13 protein-coding genes are annotated in these 15,847 nt (G+C 58.8%); 3 read left to right on the top strand and 10 right to left on the bottom strand.

The genetic code is table 11. The features are described 5' to 3' along the window. Positions 1–21: 21 nt before the first annotated feature. The 6 genes from LUQ43_RS10950 to LUQ43_RS10925 are packed head-to-tail and all read right to left on the bottom strand — an operon-like array spanning position 22 to position 5,155. Positions 22–552 (bottom strand): transcription elongation factor Spt5, encoded by a 531-nt coding sequence (locus LUQ43_RS10950; protein WP_299967513.1) that lies wholly within the window; start codon positions 550–552, stop codon positions 22–24. Between the two features lie 12 nt (positions 553–564). Beyond that, a complete protein-coding gene (locus LUQ43_RS10945) occupies positions 565–774 on the bottom strand; it encodes a protein translocase SEC61 complex subunit gamma (protein ID WP_299967510.1) in 210 nt (69 codons plus the stop codon). 6 nt (positions 775–780) lie between these two features. Further along, positions 781–1,872 carry a cell division protein FtsZ gene (gene ftsZ / locus LUQ43_RS10940; RefSeq protein WP_299967506.1) on the bottom strand — a complete coding sequence of 364 codons (1,092 nt, stop codon included), beginning with the start codon at positions 1,870–1,872 and terminating at the stop codon, positions 781–783. Then, complete coding sequence (locus LUQ43_RS10935) at positions 1,869–3,188, bottom strand: D-aminoacyl-tRNA deacylase (RefSeq protein WP_299967503.1); 1,320 nt, start codon at positions 3,186–3,188, stop codon at positions 1,869–1,871. Before LUQ43_RS10935 ends, ftsZ begins: the two co-directional genes overlap by 4 nt. Positions 3,189–3,215: 27 nt before the next feature. Continuing rightward, a complete protein-coding gene (locus LUQ43_RS10930; protein ID WP_299967500.1) occupies positions 3,216–3,680 on the bottom strand; it encodes a TIGR00725 family protein in 465 nt (154 codons plus the stop codon). A 41-nt stretch (positions 3,681–3,721) separates the two neighbouring features. After that, positions 3,722–5,155, bottom strand: coding sequence for an aldehyde dehydrogenase family protein (locus LUQ43_RS10925; protein WP_299967497.1), 1,434 nt, complete (start codon positions 5,153–5,155; stop codon positions 3,722–3,724). A 225-nt stretch (positions 5,156–5,380) separates the two neighbouring features. Here LUQ43_RS10925 and LUQ43_RS10920 point away from each other — a divergent pair, with 225 nt between their 5' ends. Next, a complete protein-coding gene (locus LUQ43_RS10920; RefSeq protein ID WP_299967494.1) occupies positions 5,381–7,099 on the top strand; it encodes an ATP-binding protein in 1,719 nt (572 codons plus the stop codon). A gap of 102 nt (positions 7,100–7,201) precedes the next feature. After that, positions 7,202–10,387 carry an isoleucine--tRNA ligase gene (ileS, locus tag LUQ43_RS10915; protein ID WP_299967491.1) on the top strand — a complete coding sequence of 1,062 codons (3,186 nt, stop codon included), beginning with the start codon at positions 7,202–7,204 and terminating at the stop codon, positions 10,385–10,387. A 513-nt stretch (positions 10,388–10,900) separates the two neighbouring features. Here ileS and LUQ43_RS10910 read toward each other — a convergent pair. Both LUQ43_RS10910 and LUQ43_RS10905 read right to left on the bottom strand, forming a co-directional pair. Beyond that, positions 10,901–11,638 (bottom strand): tRNA(His) guanylyltransferase Thg1 family protein, encoded by a 738-nt coding sequence (locus tag LUQ43_RS10910; RefSeq protein WP_299967488.1) that lies wholly within the window; start codon positions 11,636–11,638, stop codon positions 10,901–10,903. Positions 11,639–11,705: 67 nt separating this feature from the next. Beyond that, positions 11,706–11,975, bottom strand: a complete 270-nt coding sequence (locus tag LUQ43_RS10905; RefSeq protein WP_299967486.1) for a PRC-barrel domain-containing protein — start codon at positions 11,973–11,975, stop codon at positions 11,706–11,708. A gap of 51 nt (positions 11,976–12,026) precedes the next feature. Between LUQ43_RS10905 and LUQ43_RS10900 the strand changes: the two genes are divergently transcribed. Further along, positions 12,027–13,160 carry a CBS domain-containing protein gene (locus tag LUQ43_RS10900; RefSeq protein ID WP_299967483.1) on the top strand — a complete coding sequence of 378 codons (1,134 nt, stop codon included), beginning with the start codon at positions 12,027–12,029 and terminating at the stop codon, positions 13,158–13,160. A 425-nt stretch (positions 13,161–13,585) separates the two neighbouring features. Here LUQ43_RS10900 and LUQ43_RS10895 read toward each other — a convergent pair whose 3' ends face one another. Together LUQ43_RS10895 and LUQ43_RS10890 are read right to left on the bottom strand one after the other, a co-directional pair. After that, a complete protein-coding gene (locus LUQ43_RS10895) occupies positions 13,586–15,229 on the bottom strand; it encodes a radical SAM protein (protein WP_299967480.1) in 1,644 nt (547 codons plus the stop codon). Next, the gene (locus LUQ43_RS10890; protein ID WP_299967477.1) at positions 15,226–15,846 is read right to left on the bottom strand and encodes a 6-hydroxymethylpterin diphosphokinase MptE-like protein; all 621 of its coding nucleotides are present in this window, start codon (positions 15,844–15,846) and stop codon (positions 15,226–15,228) included. Before LUQ43_RS10890 ends, LUQ43_RS10895 begins: the two co-directional genes overlap by 4 nt. Between the last annotated feature and the right edge of the window lies 1 nt (position 15,847).

Below are 15,847 nucleotides of genomic sequence, written 5' to 3'. Positions count from 1 at the left end.
TAAAAATCGTTTTAAAAAAAATTACTTCTGGTCCGAAAACTTCTCGACAACACGGACATTGTCGCCACGGACTGTGATCGGGATCGGGACAACGCTCTCGTAGAGCTCGACCGTGATCTCTTCCTTTGCGGAGTCCACGCGCTTAACAACCGCTTTCTCGCCCTTGAAGGGCCCGGCGATCAGTTCGACGATGGTACCCTCTTCGATACCGGAGACGACCGGTTTCGGGATGAGGAAGTGGCCGACTTCCGCAAGGTTCGTCTCTCCCTTGGTAACGACACGGGCATGGGCGATCATCTCGACGAGCTGCTCGATACGGTTCCGCTGCTCGGGGGTCTCAACGAGAACATAGCCCTGCAGCTCGTTCGGGACGATGATCGAGGTCACCTTGATATCGGTTGCCTTGGTGTCGATTGCTTTGAGGATATTGTCCGCTACCGTCCGCTCCTGCTTGGAGGTCGTCTTGATCGCGAAGATCCGGTTCACGAAGGCCTCAGGGGCTGCCGGGGTGACCGGGGCTTCCGGAGCGGAGGGGGTGGGAGTCTGGGTCATAGACATCGGGGATCAGAATCCCAGCATGGTCTTGTGTTCGAATACAACGAAGATGAGAAACCCAATCATGCCGACGAGAAGAACACCGGCTGCCGCAACCGTGGCAATCTTGGTGAACTCTTCCCGGGTGGGAGTGCGCGCGAGCTTGAGGACCCGGAGGTACTTACGGAATAATTCCTCATGCAGGACATCCGTTTTGATTTCAGGCTTTGAAATTTCCATATTTAATCACTTGAGAAAATCGATCTCAAACTGTTTCTGAACTTTGGGGGTAAGTTTCTCATTACGACCATATATTTGTGGCGACCGTACGCCCGTGACTACCAGCAGGCAGCGCATCTTGTCTTCCATCGCCGGGTCGATCTGGGCTCCCCAGATGATCCGGGCGCTCGGGTCAACACGGCTGTAGACTTCCTGCACCACGCCTTCCGCTTCTTCCATGGTCATGTCCGGGCCACCGACCACGTTGACGAGTGCGGCAGTTGCACCGCTGATATCCACATCCAGGAGCGGGGAGCGGATTGCCTTCTTGACCGAGTCGGCTGCCTTGTCCTCACTGTCGCTCTCGCCCATCCCGATCATGGCAACGCCACCGCGTTCCATGACGGTGCGGACATCGGCAAAGTCGAGGTTGACGAGACCGGGCATGGTGATCAGTTCGGTGATGCCCTTGACAGCTCGCATCAGGACTTCATCGGCGATCTTGAACGCAGCATAGAGGGGGAGTTTGGGGACGACTTCGAGCAGCTTGTCATTGGGCACAACAATGACGGTATCTGCAACCTCCCGGAGGCGTTCGAGGCCGGCTTCCGCGTTCTCCATGCGGATCGATCCCTCTGCGGCGAACGGCAGGGTGACGATCGCGATGGTCAGGGCCCCTTCTTCCCGGGCGGCCTTTGCCACGACAGGCGCAACACCGGTACCGGTACCGCCGCCAAGCCCGACCGTGATGAAGACCATGTCGCAGCCGGAGACAACGGCACGGATCTCTGCCTCGTTCTCGAGGGCCGCTTCCTCCCCGATCTGCGGGATGGAGCCGGCGCCAAGGCCCCGGGTCCGCTGGCGGCCGACAAGGATACGCTGGTCCGCACGGGTGCGGATCAGGTGCTGGGCATCCGTGTTGATGGCGATGAGTTTTGCGCCGTGGATACCCTCCTCCATCATGCGGGAGATCGTGTTCGATCCTCCTCCACCACAGCCGATCACCGCGATCTCGGTTTTGAGCTCAGCGAGTATCTGGTCAAGGTCTTCGTTATTCTGCGTTGGGGACACGGTCTCGTCCCTTGCCTTGGTGAGTGCCTCTTCTACAATTGACCTCATGAAAACTTCTCCAACCCCGGGATGTGGATTCTGACTTCACTACGGGAGGACACCATTTCCGGTGTGATGGTCCGATCGTCGACAACTACCGGCCGGCCCCCTGCCAGCTCATGGTAGGAAGGTCCGGGCATAACCCCCAGTTCGCGCGCTTTTCCTGGGTCGAACCGGATCTTCGTAATGATCAGGAAATCTCTCTCCGTTGCAGTGATCTCTTTACTACGTATGATTTTTACGCACAATGTATTTAAAGCATGTATTATTTCGGGGGAAAATTCCGGATAGGTGATGAATTCGGGAAGCAGGCGGTTATCGCGCGTGGAAAGGTGAACGAGCGGCAGGTTGTCGAGATTTTTTATGAGACCCGGCTCATCTGCTTTCACGGTTTCGGCCAGTAAATCGGGATTTGCCCGTTCAAGGACCGGTGTTCCGGCTCCTGCGAGTGCGTGGCTGAAACACCGGGCTCCCGGTGAAACGGCATCGGCCATCTTCCGGATCGCACACCAGGTCTCCCACGGGAGATGGCCGAGTGCGGCAATCTCGCTCTCGGATAACCGGGGCAGTTCAAGGGAATCAAGGATCCCGGTCAGCCTCTCGAACTCAGGGCGGGACAATGACTTACGGTCAACATAGGCCGCAACCGCCCCGCTCTGCCGGATCATCTCCTGTACCATCTCTTTATCCAGCACGGCAGCCTGCCGCAGGGAGCTGGCGATATGCCCGAATGCCCCCCGGGTGGTGAGGGCGATCTCCGTTTCGCGGGGTGCGTAATGGGTTCCCCCGATCCCGATCAGCGGGATGGTATTGACCGGTACTGCGCTGAGCACGGCTTTTGCCACCGCCCGGCCGGCAACGGGATCGGTCCACTCGGTCTCGGTGCTCCCGATCTCGACAAAGAACGAAGGATGGGAAAGGGATGTCGGGCCATGGTGGGTCACCTCGTACGAGACCCGGTAACCTTCGGGGCAGTGCCGGGCCAGCGCCCGGAGGGTTGCCTGCATCATGGCCGGTGCAGCGGGTGCGAGGGTGCGGGGCGATCCCCCCAGTTCCGCGACACCATAGTTGCCGGTGACGTGGACGGTGAGAACAGGGACCGGGTTGACGCTGGAATGGCGGGAGAGGAAGATGAGAAGGTCTGCCTCGATCCCGCGGTCAACCTCCCCGGCATGGATCAGCCGCTCGTTAACATCGTAAAAATCGTACGTGTGGCCATTCGGCCGCCACGCTGCACCGCCCTCTTCCGCGAGGAGATGTTCGATATGGTGCCGGATATTCTGCCCTGCCACATCCTGCAGGGAATTGACGAGCGCGATCCTCATTCTATCACCTTTGGACGTGACAGCCGATTAAGGGTGCTTGCGGCCGGCCACCCGGGCACGTGCCGCCTCAACGGCCAGGTTCACCGCTTCCTCCGGGGTTTTGCACGGCACCACGCCCTCGATCTTCCACGTGGAGAGGCCGAAGACCGGGCACCCGGTCTTCAAGGCGATCGCGATCTCCGAGAGGGTACCGTAACTGCCGCCCACCGCGATCAGGGCATCCCCCGACTGGGCGACCAGCACGTTCCGTCCATGGCCAAGGCCGGTCCGGATCACGATGCCAAGGTACGCGTTCCCGTCACCGGTGCCGGAGATGATCCCGATGGTGGTGCCGTCCTTTTCCTGTGCACCCCGGCACGCAGCCTCCATCACCCCGCCAAGACCGCCGCAGATCAGTACCGCCCCGCTCTCCGCGATGAGGCGGCCGACCGCGTATGCCGCTTTGTACTCTTCCCGGTTTGCCTCGGCACCACCGGCAACGGCAATCTGCATGGATGACATGTTGGCCCGGAACCAGATAAACCCGGTTCCCCTTATTCCATCCCACCCATCCGGTTGATCACCATCAGGCGGAGCTCGCTCATCTCTTCAATGGCAAAGCGGGGACCCTCGCGGCCAAGCCCCGAACCCTTCGCCCCGCCGTACGGCATCTGGTCGGTGCGGAACGTGGGAATGTCGTTCACCATCACGCCCCCCACGTCCATCTCGGAGAAAGCCCGCATGGCCCGGTTGATATTCTGCGTGAAGATACCAACCTGGAGCCCGTACTCACCTGTGTTTGCGATCCTCATGGCATCATCGAACGTATCATACGGCGCAACCGAGATGACCGGGGCAAAGACTTCCTCGCGGTTCACCCGCATTTCAGGTTTTGTATCGGCCAGCACCGTAGGAGCAAACATCGTCTCTTCGAGCGTGCCCCCGGTGAGTGCCCGGGCACCCTGCCGGATCGCCTCCTGCACCTTCCGGTAGGCCTCCTCTGCCTTCAGCCGGTCGATCATCGGGCCCACGTCCGTTGCCGGATCGCGGGGATCGCCAACCTTAAGGGCTTTCGTACCCGCGAGGATCTGCTCTACGAGCTCCTCGTAAACCGACTTCTGGGCAAGCACCCGCTGGACCGAGATGCAGACCTGCCCGGCGTTGGTGAATCCCCCGGTCACGATCCGCTGGGCTGCATACGGGAGGTTCGCGTCCTCGTGGACAATCGCCGCCGCGTTCCCGCCCAGTTCCAGCCCCACCTTCTTCCTGCCGGCAATCTCCCGCAGGTGCCAGCCAACCGCACAGCTGCCGGTGAACGAGAGGCAGGCAACCCGGGGATCGCGGGCCAGCTGTTCGGCCCGGACGCTGGCGCACGGGACCACGCTGAGCGCTTCCTTTGGCAATCCGGCGGCAAGGACCATCTCCCCGAGAAGCAGGCTCGATACCGGCGTTGCAGACGCAGGCTTGAGCACCACGGAATTCCCGGCCGCGATCGCCGGGGCGAGCTTGTGGCAGGCGAGGTTGAGCGGGAAGTTGAAGGGAACGATGCCGACAACCGGCCCGAGCGGGAACCGGCGGAGGAAACCGGTCCTTCCGACCGTGTCAGCGCTCAGGTCAAGGGGGATGATCTCGCCGTAGATCCGTTTAGCCTCTTCCGCGGAGGCCCGCACGGTTACCTCTGCACGAGCGACCTCGGTTGTTGCGAACTTCAGGGTCTTGCCCCCCTCCATGATCATGACATCGATGAGCTCCGCAGATCGCCTGTGAATCTCATCGGCAAGGTTCTGGAGGATCTCTGCACGGGCATGTGTTGGGAGACGTTTCGTCTTCTCAAAACCTGCCACGGCATGAGTCACGGCCGCTTTCAGGTCGCTGTTCGTTGCCTGGCTGACATTGCAATAGAGTTCCCCGGTATAGGGAAACCGGACCGGAATGGTCTCTTTTGTCTCTTTCTTCTCCCCGCCGAGAAGTAGTGGATAGGATTCCATGATCTCTTCCGTCCTGCACGCTGCTGTACGAAGTGTTACGCGGTCCAGCTAATAAAGCACAACCCGGGAATAATTACACTCCGGGCATGGAATCATTTTTTATAGGGTAATGCCGATTGACTGCTAATCGGACAGGGTCTTAAAAATTGCCGGTAATGGCAAGGAAGTGCAGATGAACAGATCCGGGTAATACGGGCACGAACACGGGGAGAGGAAAACAGCACGATGATCGAACTGCCGTTATTGTCACTGGACCTGTTGCGGACCATGGTCCAGAACTTTGCAATCATCGCCGCCCTGATCCTGCTCTACTATTTCATCCCGGATTCGATACGTTCCCGGTCGCAGCTTGTATACTCACTCTGTGTTGCGCTTGTCTTCGGGGTGACGGCGGTCATCAGTATCCCGGCGCTCTGGCAGGACTCCGGCGGATCGGTCATCGGGTTTAATGTCATTCTCGTACCGCTTGCAGCGGTCGTCGGGGGACCGGTATCCGCGGTATTTGTCGCCAGCGTTCTTCTTGCCGCGAGCGCTACATCGACCGGATCCCTGGCAACATCGGATTTCCTGACCGTCATGTGCGGGATCCTGCTGGGAACGGTCTTCTATTCCGGCCAGTCATGGATCCGGTTACCCGGACAGCACAGTGTCCGGCTTCTCCTTCTAGGGATTGGCGTTGCGCTCATCGAACTGGTAGTACCTGTCTTTCTCTCAGGCCGGCAACCCACGGGGGGTGTACCCCCGGACAGTGCCGGAATCCTCACCCTGATCCCGTTCATCATCATCAGCTGCGTGGGTACGGTCCTTCTCGGGTCCATCATCTGGTTCATCGACCGCAAGAAACAGGCTGAGCAGGAACTCCTGGATCATAAGAATCACCTTGAAGCCGTGGTAAATGAGCGGACTTTCGAGCTCCGCCAGGCCAATTCCCTCCAGAAAGCAACGTTCGAATCCACTGCTGATGGAATCGTGGTTGTTGACCGGGAAGGCGTGATCCGGGCATATAACCGGAAAGCTGCCGGGATCCTGAACCTCCCGGTCCAGCCACCAACAGAGGCCCCGGGAGCAGAGATCTTCACAGGACAGGTCTCCCCTCTTCTTGAGGACCCGGCAGGTTTCCTGACACGTGTCACCCCTCTTTCGGAATCTGCCGAACAGGTTGTCACCCCGGATCTCAGGTTCAAAACCGGAAGGATCTACGAGGTCTTCGTCCACCCGCAGCGTATCGGCGACCAGACGATCGGACGGGTCTTCAGCTTCCACGATATTACGGACCAGCGGCTTGCCGAGGAGGCGATCGAGGCGGCAAACAACAAGCTGATGCTGCTCTCAGCACTCACCCGGCATGATATATTCAACCAGATAACCGCCCTTGGCGCATATCTCGATCTGCTGGAGATGGATAACCGGGATCCCAAGGCTTCCACGCATATCACTGCCATGAAAAAGAGCCTCGAGGTGATCCGGTTCCAGCTGGAGTTCGCCCGGGACTACCAGGATCTCGGCCAGAAAAAACCTGAATGGAAGAGTGTAGAGAGCACGTTTGCACAGGCTGCGGAGTCGTATGCAGGAGAGAAGATCCGTCTCCGCTGCGAGACCGGGCCTGTCAGGATCTTTACGGATCCCATGATCGGGCAGGTCTTCTACAACCTCATCGACAATTCCCTCCGGCACGGGGGAACGCAGATATCCTCAATCCGGCTGTCAGTCCGGCAGGGAGACCCGGATCTCCTCCTGGTGTACGAGGATGACGGTGCAGGAGTCCTCCCTGAGGAGAAAGAGAAGATCTTCCTCAAGGGTTTCGGGAAACATACCGGCCTCGGGATGTTCCTCATCAAAGAGATCCTCTCAATAACGGGCATCACGATCCGGGAGACCGGAACCTATGGAAACGGTGCCCGGTTCGAGATCCGGGTGCCTGCCGGGAAGTTCCGGTTCCCGTGATATCAGCCACATCCAAGAAAACTACTTTGTGCAGTGGCACCAACGTATCTATCGCATATTCCACCGTCCATACGGATGCAGGGAATTTCACGAGGGGTTTTTTTGAAGGAAGTCACCGCGAACTTCAATGCGCAGGAGATAGAACGCGGGGTGCAGGAGTACTGGCGCACCCGCGATACCTACAAGACTGTCAAGCAGCACCGGGCCGGAGGCAAGCCGTTCTTCTTCGTGGACGGGCCACCGTATACCACCGGGGAGATCCACATCGGGACCGCGTGGAACAAGATCATCAAGGATTCCATCCTGCGGTATTACCGGATGAACGGCCGCAATGTCATTGACCGGGCCGGCTACGACATGCACGGCCTCCCCATTGAAGTGAAGGTCGAGCAGGCGCTCGGGTTCACCTCCAAAAAAGACATCGAGACGTTCGGCATCCAGCCGTTCATCGAGAAGTGCCGGGAGTTCGCGATCAAGAACAAACTGCTGATGGACGAACAGTTTGCGAGTCTCGGTATCTGGCTCGACTTCCCGGGCGCATACCAGACCGTGAAGACCGAGTATATCGAAGCGGCGTGGTGGACGCTGGCGAAGGCACAGGAACGGGGTATGGTCGAACGCGGCAACCGGGTCGTGAACTGGTGCCCCCGGTGCGAGACGGCGATCGCGGACGCCGAAGTGGAGTACTGGGACGAGACCGACCCCTCGGTCTTCGTCAAGTTCCCCCTCATCGGAAAGACCAATGAGTTCCTCGTCATCTGGACAACGACTCCGTGGACCCTGCCGGCCAACGTAGCGGTGGCAGTCTCAAAAGAGTTCGAGTACGCGAGAGTACTCGCCAAGAAAGATGGAAAAGAGGAGTATCTCTGGATAGCAGAGCCCCTCGTCAAGACCGTGCTGAAGAAGGGCCGGTTCAAGGACTACGCGGTCGTGGAGAAGAAGAAGGGCGCTGAACTCATCGGGTGGACATACGAGTCCCCCCTCAAGGAGCAGGTGCCCTTACAGCGGGAGATCCAGCACCGGGTCGTTGCGGCAGATTTCGTTGCCCTCGAAAATACCGGTATGGTCCATATCGCCCCCGGCCACGGCTGGGACGACTACGTGCTCGGGACCAAGGAAGGCCTGCCCATCGTCTGCCCCGTTGACGGTGCCGGGAAGTTCCGGAACGAGGCCGGGATCTTTGCCGGCCAGGTTGTCAGGGAGTCAAACGATAATGTGCTTGCAGCCCTTGGCAGTTACCTGCTGGCAAAGGAGATGGTCACACACCGGTACGGCCACTGCTGGCGGTGCAAGACCCCCATCATCTTCCGGGCAACATCGCAGTGGTTCCTGAAGGCTTCCGAGATGCGGGATCTGATGCTCTCGGAAGTGGAGAAGGTGACGTGGTATCCCGAGTGGGCCGGCAGCGCCCGGTTCTATGACTGGATCAAGGAGGCCCGCGACTGGTGCATCTCCCGCCAGCGCTACTGGGGCATCCCGATCCCGGTCTGGGTCTGCGACAAGTGCGACACCTACAAGGTGGTAGGCACCATCGCGGAACTGGAAAAACTGAGCGGCAAACCGCTTACCGATCCCCACCGCCCGTATGTCGATGAAATTACCATCCCGTGCACCTGTGGCGGCACGATGAAGCGGGTCGGGGATATCTTCGACGTCTGGTTCGACTCCGGGGTCGCCTCGTGGGCAACGCTCGGGTTCCCGAAGAACACGCAGGACTTTGAAAAATACTGGCCTGCGGACTTCATCACTGAAGGGCAGGACCAGACCCGGGGCTGGTTCTACTCCCAGCTGGGCGCAAGCACCATCGCTTTCGGCAAGGCGCCCTACAAGAGCGTCTGCATGCACGGGTTTGCCCTTGACGCAGAGGGCAAGAAGATGAGTAAAAGTCTCGGGAACGTGGTGAGCCCGGGCGATGTGATCGGGAAGGTCGGCGTGGACGTGCTCCGGCTCTATGTTCTCTCCTCATCGGCACCGTGGGACGACCTGAAGTTCAACTGGGAGAGCGTCGGTACCGTCAACCGGGCGATGAACATTCTCTGGAACGTGTACCGCTTCCCGCTGCCCTATATGATCCTCGACAGGTTCGAGCCCGCGTCAAAGAACGGGGTCTGGGACGATGCGTATATCCGGGCCCATATCCGGCAGATGCCGGACGAGGACCGGTTCATCATTTCACGAATCAACACGGTCGCATCCATTGTCGATACCGCGACCAAGGAGTGCCAGCTCCACCGGGCAACCCGCGAACTTCTGAACTTCATCCTCGAAGACCTCTCGCGCTGGTACGTCCAGCTCGTCCGGCCCCGGATGTGGCTCGAGGGCGAGTCCGAGCAGAAGGTCTTTGCGTACGAGACGATGTATTACGTGATGCGCCGGCTGACCGGGCTTCTTGCCCCTTTCTGCCCGCACATCACCGAGGAACTCTACCAGAACCTCCGGTGTGCGAACGATCCCGCAAGCATCCATATGCTCGACTGGAATGCCGGGGAATCAACGCTCCTGGACCAGGATCTGGAACATGCAGTCGAGATCGTCCGCTCGTTCGACGAGGCATCGGCAAATGCCCGGCAGGCCGGCAAGCGGAAACTCCGGTGGCCGGTCTCTGAAGTAACGGTGGTCACCAGTGCCGAGCCGGTGAAGGCTGCCATCGGGCGGCTCAATACGGTCTGCATGGACCGGGCTAATGCCCGCAAGGTCACCGTGGTCATGGGCCGGTGGGATCGGATCGGCTGGCATGCCGAGCCGGTCATGAAGGCCCTCGGAAAAGGGTTCGGCAAGGACTCGTTCAAAATCAAGGGCCTCATCGAGGCGGCTGACGGCAACGCGATCAAGGCCGCGGTCGATGCCGGGCAGAAGTTCCGGCTGGAGAGCGAGGGGGCGGTCTTCGAGATCGGCAGCGAACACGTGACCTTCACCGAGAAGCTCCCGGCAGATCTCTTCTCGGCCCCCATGACCGATGCGATGGTGTACGTGGACGTTGCCCTCACCCCGGATCTCGAAGCGGAAGGCTATGCACGCGAAGTGATCCGGCGGATCCAGGACATGAGGAAGCAGCTCGATCTCGCAGTCGAGGACAATATCAATGCAGAAGTAGCGGTTGGCGACAGGCGGGTGCTTGCCCTGATCAACACCGGTGCTGCCATTGCCATGATCGGCGACGAGGTCCGGGCAAAGTCCTTCGTGTTTTCACAAGACGGATCAAAGCCCGATGCATCACGCTTTGCATCCGTCAAGGAGTGGGACGTGGAAGGCGTTGCGATGATTGTCGGGATTGGGAAGGCTGAGTGATTCAGTCGTCCCCTCCGGTTCTTTTTTAGAAATTCCCCTTGTACGTGACTTGCATTCGTTCTGATGAACTTTGGATGATCCGATTCCAGAAGGATCGTATTGAAAAGGAGTGGAATTTTTCTCTGCTCCAGGCTGCCCGGTTATACGGGCAGATTCTGTGCAATAGCCTGGAGGACTGCAATGATGAGCTGAATAAGCCATCCCCAATCGAACAGAACAACACCTCCTTTGGATAGGGGATAGTTTACTATAGTTGTATTTATACTTTCTTTTTTGAAAAAATCAATATAATTGAGACGGAATCGTGTTTAAACGGATTTATGACGGTATTTTGGAACATTTGCAAACGCGGGTTAAAAAAGATTTGGATACTAAAAAACGGTGGAGACAAGAGACCGGCTGAATATAACGGTAAACTCGCAGGATGAGAAACGAGATTACACGATGAGATACCTGCTCACCCGGGCGATCCGCTCACGACGGAGGTGCAGGTTCGGTACGGCGGGGGGCGTGTCAGCCCTGCCCGGATCCCAGGATCTTTCTTAAAAATGCCTGCCCGTCCGGCGTGGTAAACAACGGCAGTTCAGGCTCCGCGGTAACCGCACTCCGCTCGGCAACCACCGTCTCCTTTGTTATCGGGTTGAACCCTTCCTTCTCGGTGAGCTTCTTGTACACGAGCGTACCCCTCCGCTGCCATGCCGGGGTAGTGGCGAGGTTGAAGCCCCGGATATGCATCATCTCGTGAAGATCCTTTGACTGGAGACCCTTGAGCTGCTCTGCGGCCTTCTTCGCATCCATCCCTTCCTCGATGAGTGCCTGCTGGCAATAGGCATTGATGTGGTTGCGCCACGCCTCGTTCTGCCGGTTGACCAGGTACTCGATGGCATATTCCGGGGTTGCCGGGATGACCCGGGCATCGAAAGCAACAAGCGTCGTCCCGCCAAGGGCGAGAGTAAAGGAACTGGCTGCAAAGGAGGCCGCCACCGAATCGATCTTCTCCACCCGGCCGGAGAACGGGAGTTTCGTGAAATAGAGGCTGATCTCGTCCGAGAACGTGTAGGCAAGATCCGGGTTCAGCCCGCTGTCGGAAACCAGCGAGGTGCAGGCCGTCACCATCGCCTTATGGAAGAACTCGTCGAACGGCTTCTCAAGCCCGAGCGTGTCCGTGAGACGGTGGAATGCCCTGCCGTCAAGCCGTACAAAAACAGGAGCGATAGCGGTTATCGTAGAGAAGATTTCCCGGTTTTCCATAAAAGTACCCTGCGGGAGTACGAAAATATGGGGGTGATTCTCCCGCTGTTCTCGCGTGCCTGTTGGCTTATTCTTCTTCCCCGCCGTTGCCGCCGGCAAACGCACCGGGCAGGTGGCGGATCAGGACAATGTCGTCGATTGCGCTGATGATCCGGTAGGGAATCTTGAGACCCTTGAAGTTCTTGAGCTCGAAGAGCTGGTCGTTGACCTTACTGACGACAAGCGACTCAATCTTCTTGGAGTCAACATCGATGACGACATCTTCGACCTCACCAATGAACATACCCTTGTCCGTATAGATCTGCAGCTGGAACAGTTCGGTAATCTGGGTTTCCATCGTTATCAGATGAAAGTATATACTTAAGAGTTAAAAAGATAACCCTTTATTATGGACGGATCGTTTCGTATCGGGCGTTTATTTGGGATTCCGATCCTGATCCACTACACGTTCCTGCTGGTGATCCCGCTCTTTGCCTGGATCATCGGCAGCCAGATCACCCTCACCATCGACATGCTCAGGGAGATCTACCAGGTCCCGATCGACGTCTCGATCGCAACGGCGGGGTACATGCCGTACGTGCTCGGGACGATCGTGGCCTTCGGTCTCTTCTTCGGGGTCCTCGTGCACGAGCTGGCCCATTCGCTGGTGGCACGGGCAAAGGGCATTGCGATCAACAGCATCACCCTGATGATCTTCGGCGGCATCGCGACCATGGAGGAAGGCGTTCCCGACCCGAAGGCCGAACTTCCCATGGCGATTGTCGGGCCGATCGCGAGCCTCATTTTCGGGCTCATCTGTTCCCTGCTGATCTATGCCGTTCCGTCAGTCACAACCGATCCGGGATGGGCGGGCGTGCTCATCTTCATCCTCGGGTACCTGGGCGTGCTCAACATCATCCTCTGCGCCTTCAACCTCATCCCGGCATTCCCCATGGACGGCGGCAGGGTGCTCCGGGCCTGGCTTGCCAAGCGGATGCCCCTGCACCAGGCAACCAAGATCGCTGCGGATATCGGGAAGGGTTTTGCCATCGTCTTTGGGATCATCGGCCTCTTTGCCTTCTCGCCGTTCCTGATCCTGATCGCCCTCTTCATTTACATCGGGGCAAACATGGAGTCGAGTGCCGTGAAATACAGTCACCTCCTCCAGGATGTGTCCGTAGGCTCCATGATGAGCACTCCCGTGACAACCGTCGGTTCGACCATGCCGGTCAGCCAGGTGATTGCCATGATGTACTCAAGCAAGCACCTTGGCTTCCCCGTGATCGAGCGGGACACACTGGTCGGGATGATCACACTCGCTGACGTGAACAGGACCTCGCCCATCGACCGCGAGGCCATGCAGGTCCGGGACATCATGACAAAAGACCTCATCACGCTCCCCCCGACGGCCCCGGTTATTGACGCTCTCCGGATCATGTCGGCCAAAGATATCGGCCGGATCCCGGTTGTTGCTGACGGGAAGATTGTCGGGATCGTGACCCGGACGGATATCCTGAAGGTCACGGAACTCCGGCAGGTTTAAGGCCGTTTTCACGGATTTTCTTCTCAGGTTCAGACCGGGTTTCTGTTCGGGAAGACCCGGTGTGCATTATTTTATCTGAGTTTTCCTTGAGGGAGAGGCGGGATCAGTACCCATTTAATGCATCCGACCCCCTACATACAAAAAAGACAGGATTCCCTGTGTTTCACGTCGTAAAACAGCAGGATTTTACGGGAAAACGGGAAGGGGATGTAGGGGGTCGGACCACTTTTTTGGTACGGATGCCGGTTGGAAACAGGGAAAAATCCTGAAATTTTACGGTGAAGATCTTCGCAGACCGCTGATATTCAGTGAGGGCCAAAATATCTGCCCGACCCCCCACCCCCGTCATTACAAGCGGCAGGTGGGGGCTCCTGGAGCAGGTAACAGGGAAGGGGGAAAAGGAGGAGAAGGGAAAACGCCGGTTTTTAAAATTTCATGAGCTCGTCAATCGCCGAGTTCCCCGCAATCTTCCGGTACGCTGCAAGATCCTTAAACGGCCGCTTGGCGATCACAGCAGCCACCTTCATCTTCCCCACACCCGGCAGCCATTTGATCGCAGCGGCGGGAAGCGTGTTAACCGGCACCGGGGCCGGCAGTGCCGTGATCGAACGCATGCCCCAGTCAACGACAACAGCATCGATCACGCTCCGCTCGGGAAGCCGGACGGGAATGCCGGCAAGGATCGGATACGATCCCATCTGCCGGCCGAACGAGAGATCCCCGGACACTTCGATCCGCACATTCCGGAGCACGGTGCCGATGGGGAAGACCCGCTGGAGCATCGGGAGATCGATCCTGTTCCGGACAAACTCCTTGAACTGTTTGAACCTGCGGTCGTGTTTCCCGAGCGTGTTGCTGGTGTAAGCAGGCGTACCTTCAAAGGGCATCACCTGACGGATATTCACCCGCCGGACCGAGAGGCCGGCCTTCAGTACGCGGGCGAGGAACTGCTCGTTCAGGTCATAGGTCTGTTCCGTTTCACCGGCAAGCCCGCAGACAAAGTTCAGGCCGGGCAGCAGCTCGGGCACGTTGTCCCGGCGCTTCCCACCCTCTTCGTTGACGATCTCAATGGCCCGGAACACGTCATCCGCCTGTGCCTTGAGGTTGTTCGCAGCAACAACGGCAGGATCGGCCGTCTCCATCCCGAAGGCAGCAACATCGCCCGAAGTATGATGCCGGATGATAGCACGCAGGGCCTCCCGGGCAGCATCCTCGTGTCGGGCTATCGTCTCCGGGTTGGTGTTGTCGATGTGCAGTGTTGCAAGATCAGGAGCTGCCGTGCGGATTGCTGAAAAAAGGGCCTCGATCTTTGCCGGTTCCGGCGCCGGGTATTCCCCGCTCCCCGCACCGTACGCAAGGATGTCAGGCTGACGCCCTACCCGGAAGTGCCGTGCCCCGTGAGCAGAAAGGGCAGCCACCTCTTCCGCAACCGCAGGAATGTTCCGGTACTTCGGCATGCCATAGAACGGCTCCGTGCAGAACGAGCACCCGCCCGATGCACCGTGGGAGCAGCCCCGGGCGGTCTCCAGCTCGCACATCACGTACGGGTAATCGGGGTGCTGCTCAATGATTCCGCTGCCCGCCACGCTCCACGGGTCGGTACGGGAATAATCGAGCGTCCCGGCCGGGCCGTTGCCCGTGAGGTAATTGTCCAGCGCAACCGCAGGTTCACCGGTCATGAAAGCGTTAAAGCCGCTGATCACCTGGCGGATCGCCTTCTGACCGCCTTCCCCCGCGTAGCCGAACCCGATGGGGCCGCCGATCAGTTTCTTTGGCCCCCGCACCATGTGGCCGATCTGCTGGATCTCGGTGAGCGTGGCGGGCGTGCCACCAAGGTACTTCCCCGGCACCGTGACCCCCGCAATCATGACCAGCAGGGATGCCTTGTTCAGGTCGGCGGTCCGCATAGGATCCTTCCTCAGCTGGTCGATGGTGAGATACCCGACCGTATGACCGTGAGCGATGAGTGCCCCGGCAACCGTGCGGATATAGGGCGAAATATACGGGGGAACGCCGAGACAGGCAGGTTCGTCCACGTACCCGTCAAGGATGAACGCGGTCGCACTCATGCCTGGTACCCGATCAGGGCAAGGAGTTTTCTCGCCCAGTGGAGTTTCCCGCGTTTCATCGGGTCCACGTTCTTATCATCAAGGTCGAAGCCGACCAGCGTGACGTGCAAGGCCCCGAATTCCTCGGCGGCAAAGACCGCCCGGTCGCCATCCGTGAACCCGCCGAAGTTGTGGACATGGGGGAGCGGGGCGGCCTGCGTTGTCCCGACAATGTTGCCGGGGAACCGGGGAACCCAGTGCTTCAGGAGGGGGATATTGTCACCGTGCGCATGGACGATCACGATCGTTCCCTCGCGGTTCATATCGAGAAGCCGGTCGGTTGTCCCGTCAAGATCCGTGAAGACTGCGTCCGGCCGGATGCCGTTGTCTTCGAGGACTTCCGCTGCTGCATCCGCAGCAAACACGATGCCCTTGATTTTTCCCAGTTCCTTCTTCAGGCAGGGAGCGTTCCCGCAGACCGTCACCTCGTTTCCTTCGGTGAGGGCGGCGAGCGAGAGGAGGTTGTCGCGGTCGAGAAGCGAGGCAAGGAGCCGGGCTGCCTCCTCGTCCCCTGCCCGGTCGAATCCGAAGTACTCAAGGATCTCGCGGTAGTGGGGTTCCCATTCGGAGAACTGCATA

It is taken from the genome of Methanoregula sp. (genome assembly GCF_028679125.1).
In the GTDB taxonomy this organism is placed as follows: domain Archaea; phylum Halobacteriota; class Methanomicrobia; order Methanomicrobiales; family Methanospirillaceae; genus Methanoregula.
Note: the sequence above shows the minus strand (reverse complement) of the source record. Positions and strands in the feature narration are given on the sequence as shown.